Source organism: Xenorhabdus eapokensis, assembly GCF_001908105.1.
This window is the reverse complement of sequence record NZ_MKGQ01000070.1, coordinates 1-4,879: the sequence shown is the minus strand read 5'-3', so window position 1 is coordinate 4,879 and position 4,879 is coordinate 1. Positions and strand designations below refer to the sequence as shown.

General features: G+C 35.1%; 9 protein-coding genes. 4 read left to right on the top strand and 5 right to left on the bottom strand.

Annotation, left to right across the window (positions count from 1 at the left end; all coding sequences use genetic code 11):
• Window positions 1-10: 10 nt before the first annotated feature.
• Both Xedl_RS18990 and Xedl_RS18985 read right to left on the bottom strand, forming a co-directional pair.
• A complete protein-coding gene (locus Xedl_RS18990) occupies window positions 11-295 on the bottom strand; it encodes a type II toxin-antitoxin system RelE/ParE family toxin (RefSeq protein ID WP_074025277.1) in 285 nt (94 codons plus the stop codon).
• Window positions 288-530: a type II toxin-antitoxin system ParD family antitoxin gene (locus tag Xedl_RS18985; RefSeq protein ID WP_074025276.1), complete on the bottom strand. Its 243-nt coding sequence runs from the start codon at window positions 528-530 to the stop codon at window positions 288-290. The genes Xedl_RS18990 and Xedl_RS18985 overlap by 8 nt, the downstream gene beginning before the upstream one ends.
• Before the next feature lie 258 nt (window positions 531-788).
• Between Xedl_RS18985 and Xedl_RS18980 the strand changes: the two genes are divergently transcribed.
• From Xedl_RS18980 to Xedl_RS18970, 4 genes are all read left to right on the top strand, one after another.
• Window positions 789-968, top strand: coding sequence for a hypothetical protein (locus tag Xedl_RS18980; protein WP_074025275.1), 180 nt, complete (start codon window positions 789-791; stop codon window positions 966-968).
• 167 nt (window positions 969-1,135) lie between these two features.
• Window positions 1,136-1,282 carry a hypothetical protein gene (locus Xedl_RS28010; RefSeq protein WP_158024416.1) on the top strand — a complete coding sequence of 49 codons (147 nt, stop codon included), beginning with the start codon at window positions 1,136-1,138 and terminating at the stop codon, window positions 1,280-1,282.
• 151 nt (window positions 1,283-1,433) lie between these two features.
• Entirely contained in the window at window positions 1,434-2,327 is an 894-nt protein-coding gene (locus tag Xedl_RS18975) for a hypothetical protein (protein ID WP_074025274.1), read from the top strand.
• On the top strand, window positions 2,320-2,754 hold the full coding sequence (locus Xedl_RS18970; RefSeq protein ID WP_339373765.1) for a DUF1240 domain-containing protein: 435 nt from the start codon (window positions 2,320-2,322) through the stop codon (window positions 2,752-2,754). The genes Xedl_RS18975 and Xedl_RS18970 overlap by 8 nt, the downstream gene beginning before the upstream one ends.
• A 28-nt stretch (window positions 2,755-2,782) precedes the next feature.
• On the opposite strand, the gene Xedl_RS18965 is transcribed toward Xedl_RS18970, so the two are convergent.
• From Xedl_RS18965 to Xedl_RS28005, 3 genes are all read right to left on the bottom strand, one after another.
• Entirely contained in the window at window positions 2,783-3,262 is a 480-nt protein-coding gene (locus Xedl_RS18965; protein WP_074025273.1) for an Hcp family type VI secretion system effector, read from the bottom strand.
• A 132-nt stretch (window positions 3,263-3,394) separates the two neighbouring features.
• Window positions 3,395-4,072, bottom strand: a complete 678-nt coding sequence (locus tag Xedl_RS18960; RefSeq protein WP_074025272.1) for a replication initiation protein — start codon at window positions 4,070-4,072, stop codon at window positions 3,395-3,397.
• 394 nt (window positions 4,073-4,466) lie between these two features.
• Window positions 4,467-4,622, bottom strand: coding sequence for a hypothetical protein (locus Xedl_RS28005; protein ID WP_158024414.1), 156 nt, complete (start codon window positions 4,620-4,622; stop codon window positions 4,467-4,469).
• Between the last annotated feature and the right edge of the window lie 257 nt (window positions 4,623-4,879).

Genomic DNA, 4,879 nt, shown 5'->3' with positions numbered 1-4,879 from the left:
ATCATCACGGTCACCATAAATGTTGGGCGTGATCCATCTGTTGATGCAAGATACGGGCGATCAGGATATCGCTGTCTCGGACAGTGTAAAAAACAGTGTGGCGCTGAAATTCTATCCGTCTAACACCGTATACTGCCGGATAATCCCGTCCAATATCGGGCATATTTGCCAGCGTCTCTAAAAATACGTTCAGAGCGTCTGTATAGTGATCCGCTTGGGCTTCCCCAAATTGTATCAACGTATAATCATAAATATTTGCAAAGTCCTCCGCAGCACGTTCTGATAGCCTATACACGATGTCGCTGTTTCCTCTGTTCAGCAATCTCCCGCAGCGTCAACGCACTTTCCCCGCTTTCCAGTCCCTCAATCACCGCGTTACGGATGACTTCATCCTGATATTCCTGTTGCTCCAGCAAACGCAATGCCGAACGCATCACTTCGCTGGCTGAACCGTAACGGCCACTTTCAATCATCCGTTGCACAAAACCGTCAAGTTGTTTCCCCATACTGATGGACGTAATTTTTCTCATTAAGTGGACACCTGTATTAACTGTTAATACATCAAGCATACTGCAAACTGATTTGTGACCCAATTAAAACGGTTGTTATTTATTCAAGCAGGGAGGCTGCGTCACTTGTGTTTTACCAAGTGACGCCACTAAAAAAACGGTTATAAACCTTGTTCGGCTTGTTTTTCTAGGAAATCGTACTCAGTGAAGCCACCTAAAAAAACCGATACACCTTCAACTCACTTTTTGAAGTTAGATTGTCAATGAGTTGAGAAAATTATGAGAGCAGATTTGTTTCAACAGTTGCTGAGTGGTGTGAAAGAAATGGTGGCAATTGAAAACGGTGAGTTGCAACCCGAACCTTCGCGTGTTCATCGTCATGTTGTTCCTGATGCTGATTTTGAATTGACGAAAAACCGTTTCAAGGTTGCGAAAAATTTGAAAAAAAAGTGGCTGTGAAATTTGCGAAAAAGCCGGATCAAAGAGGGGACCAGATGTGATTTGTAGCACCGCCTGCACGCAGTCGTTGTTACAAATCTCTTGGTCAGGGCAACGCCCCGACACCCCGCGAGACTATTTTTCTGACAAGATTAAAAGGGAAAGACACCGGAAGGAATGAGTTTTAGATGCCCTTTACAAAACCCGCTTTAGGGCATGGTGCTCACCAGAAGTTACCGGGGATACTGTCGTCGAACCGCCGATACAAAGGGGAACTGAATCGGGGAGTACGCCCCCCCCTTTCCCTGCTAAGCGGGCTTTCAGTGACTCAGTAGTCTGATGCTCGGAGACAAAAGAAATGTTCGGCTGGCACGGTAAATTTGATCTAGTTCCCAATAATTCAGGAAAACTAAAGAAAAAGTAAGTTAATCCGATAATATATAAACTGAAATTTTTGATAACATAAAATATAAATGGAGTTATAAAATGAAATTTGATCCACGATTAAGAACATGGGTTGAAGATGATTTTGATTATGAAGTAAATTTCAAAAAACAAATGAATCACATTAATTATAAAGATCTTGAAAGTCAACTAAAGGAAAATGTAGAGTATCATGTGTTATTAGATCAGAATGAAGCTATTATTTTTTTGAAAGAATTAGGAAGTGATTTAAAATCAATTATTAATAGTAATATTTTCCCAACAACAGATGTTTTATCAAATTTCGCCGCAAATATAAAAGATATTCCTGGTGTTTTAAAAGTTGCAGAAAATTTTAAACCTATAAATATTGGAATATTTTCTCATATAATAAATGAACTAAAAGGAAAGGGAATAAAAGCTATAGAATATTTAGGTAAAAATGGGGAAAGATATATAAAGATAACTGATCATCCAGGTATTAGGAAGTATTTAAATTCGACAAGATATCTTATAAAAAATAAAAAAATAATGGAGGTTGGGATAGGTTCTGTGGCTATGGAAAGTAGTGTTGTTTCAGGAGCTAGATTTGGTATTATATTTTCAGCTGGATATAGAGCTGTTGAATTACTCCTTAAGGATGAGTATACCTTAACTGATTTTTTTGTTAATTTATCAATGGATATGGCTAAGTTAATTGTAGCAACAACAATAGCTAGGTTGGTAGTAACAGCAGCTATTTCGCTCATTATTACCACCACCTTAAGTGCTACTGCTATAGCTTTTGGTGTTTTCGTCGTTGGAGCAATTGTTGTCTGGGGGTTAATGGAACTAGATAATAAATTTAAAATCAGTGAGTCTATAATTCAAAGATTAAAAGAGCATAAGGCAAAGCCTCCTACACCTTATCATCCTGATCAATTTTTCAATATGTTGGGACGGTATTCACGTGGTTAATAAAAATGATCCATCAAAAGTAAAAATATTTATTGCTGCACTTATATTTATGGGTGCCTCTATAATTGGAGCTATAGCATCAATTATAGATTATCAAAGGCTTTTAACCAGAAGTGACATTGTTACATTCTCAGCGAAAAGTTCTTTTTTTATTTGGTGTAGCCCATTGTGTGTATATATATCCATACTTTTATTTAAGTCAATTTTAAGAAACCACAAGGTAAACTTAAGTAATAAAAACAAGGTTACTTTAAGTAACAGGATTGGTGGGTTGCTTACTTTCATAGGTATGGTTGGATTTGTTTTTACGTTTCTTTTTTCTTTTTATGTTGATTTTAAACTTAAAAGTGAAAATTATTTTTTATGTGCAAAATCATCATGGATAGAAACAAATAAGTATGTGAAAAACATATCATTATGTAAATAAGCATAGCATAAGCTATGCTTACCTCTAATTAAAAATTTCTGTTTTCCCATATACTATAAGCTGATGTTCCAGCTGTTATATGATTCCATGATATGGATTTGTAGTTTAGTAAAACTCTTTCATGTGGCATAGCATCAAAGTTATTTATAGAATGTGGGTATATACAAGAAATATCAACAATAGTAGCCTCAGTTATTTTCACTTCATAAAACAACTCTAATTGTCCAGCTTGGCTGGTTCTGTAAAAGATAAATTTTCCATTTAGGGACTCGTTCGAATCTATTGCCATAGCTAATAATGGGGAAGATTTATCTATTGGTTTTATGAATTGTATTGGTTGATGGCTGACATTTTGATCTCGCGTTATTGTGTGGTTTAAGCTAAGTACCTGTATTTCGTCCTCGTGTCCATTTTGATACCGATTTCCTATCGAATCTGGTGTTGAACATCCCGCAGATATGAGACCTTGGTTTTTACCATTTAAAGATAAATAAATCATGTATGACATAAAATTACCATCCTAGTTATTTAGAATTAGATTTGATTATTACAATTCTTAACATAACATATGGATGAAATCAAACAAAGAAATATGAAAAATATTTCTTTGTTATTATTTTTGTTACATCACCATTTTTATTTAGTTATCTTCTTTAAAATAAAAATGTAATCCGACTACTTTTCTACCTTGCTTTACTGTATCCACTTTTACTTCTAAGTTTGTTTTTTCATTTAATTCATCAACGGAAGGTTTTATTACCCATTGATTAAGAGCTCTAAATTGAAGGTATTTATTTCCTATCCCTAAGATAATCCTAAATTCATCAAGGGGAATGTATCTATTTTGAAAGTCAAATCGTTGTATGAGTAATTCATATAACCTAATGCTGTATGCACTTGCCAATGATGATACATTCTTTAATAGTATCTTAGTGAAAGATCCTTGTAACATCGTCAAGTAAGGTAGAACAGAGTCAGAAAAAGTTATTTCAATTTTTCCTTCTCCTGAAAGGTAAGTAGCCCTTTCTTGTAACCATCTAACTTCTCGTTTAATATTCTCATCTTTGATGAAAATAGTTCTATCCCAAAGCCTATCTATAGCTTTATTTAATTCTCTTTCTGCGTTTTCTCGACCCATTTCAGGAAAATTACAAAAGAATTCAGATGCTGTAATAGTCATTTTTTTCTGATTATCAGCCGGAACATCAAAAGCTTTTAATTTGCAGATGCAAGTAAGTAAGAAACGCTGTTCTTGCAAAGTCAATTTGTAACTAGCTTCAATTAAACTGTTAGATTTTATAGCAACTTGGCTCATCATAATTTAATCCATGTGAAGTATAGATATGATAATAATCTATACAATATATTATTGGTATAGATTATTTTTTTTTCTATGCCAATATCTGTGGATATCACCGTAATTTTCTATGCGCTTTACCGTAATTTTCTATGCGCTTTAAGGTAAAAGTACCGTAATTTTCTATGCGCTTTACCGTAATTTTCTATGCGCTTTACCTAAAAATCGATTAAAAATCAATTATATACAAGCACCATAAGGTTTATAATTTAAAAGAAATAAGGTTAAATAAGGGGAGAGATCTGTGGATAACAAAGAAAAATAAGATTTAATTCAGCTTTTTTGTTTTGCTCTATCCTTAAAATTCCTAACAAACCTACAAGGGGTTACAAGATCAAATCCGCTGCCTTCGACTCTACGCACCTGCTGTTACATTACGTTTCGTGCCGATGGGTTCGCTTTGCTCACGGCTTTGCAGGGCTGAAAGATTTAGTCCCCCTTTGTATCGGCGGTTCAATCCACGAAGATCCCAATAAATCCGAAGAGCAGCCTTCCATGCCTTAACAAGCATAAACCCACTTAAAAATCTCTCTGAGCCATTTTTTAGATATCAACACAGATTCCATCATCAAGAGCAAAAAAATCGCTCAAAATCGTTTTGAGACGGTTTTATCAGTGATATTTTAAATATGGCGTGATTGATATTGTGAAAAGAGACACAAACTGTTGATCATCACGGTCACCATAAATGTTGGGCGTGATCCATCTGTTGATGCAAGATACGGGCGATCAGGATATCGCTGTCTCGGACAGTGTAAAAAACAGTGT

Excerpts from the sequence above, each read along its gene's own strand:
- Xedl_RS18985 (WP_074025276.1), bottom strand. The coding sequence starts at position 530 with ATGAGAAAAATTACGTCCATCAGTATGGGGAAACAACTTGACGGTTTT.
- Xedl_RS18965 (WP_074025273.1), bottom strand. The coding sequence starts at position 3,262 with ATGTCATACATGATTTATTTATCTTTAAATGGTAAAAACCAAGGTCTC.
- Xedl_RS28005 (WP_158024414.1), bottom strand. The coding sequence starts at position 4,622 with ATGCTTGTTAAGGCATGGAAGGCTGCTCTTCGGATTTATTGGGATCTT.
- Xedl_RS18980 (WP_074025275.1), top strand. The coding sequence starts at position 789 with ATGAGAGCAGATTTGTTTCAACAGTTGCTGAGTGGTGTGAAAGAAATG.
- Xedl_RS18960 (WP_074025272.1), bottom strand. The coding sequence starts at position 4,072 with ATGATGAGCCAAGTTGCTATAAAATCTAACAGTTTAATTGAAGCTAGT.
- Xedl_RS28010 (WP_158024416.1), top strand. The coding sequence starts at position 1,136 with ATGCCCTTTACAAAACCCGCTTTAGGGCATGGTGCTCACCAGAAGTTA.
- Xedl_RS18975 (WP_074025274.1), top strand. The coding sequence starts at position 1,434 with ATGAAATTTGATCCACGATTAAGAACATGGGTTGAAGATGATTTTGAT.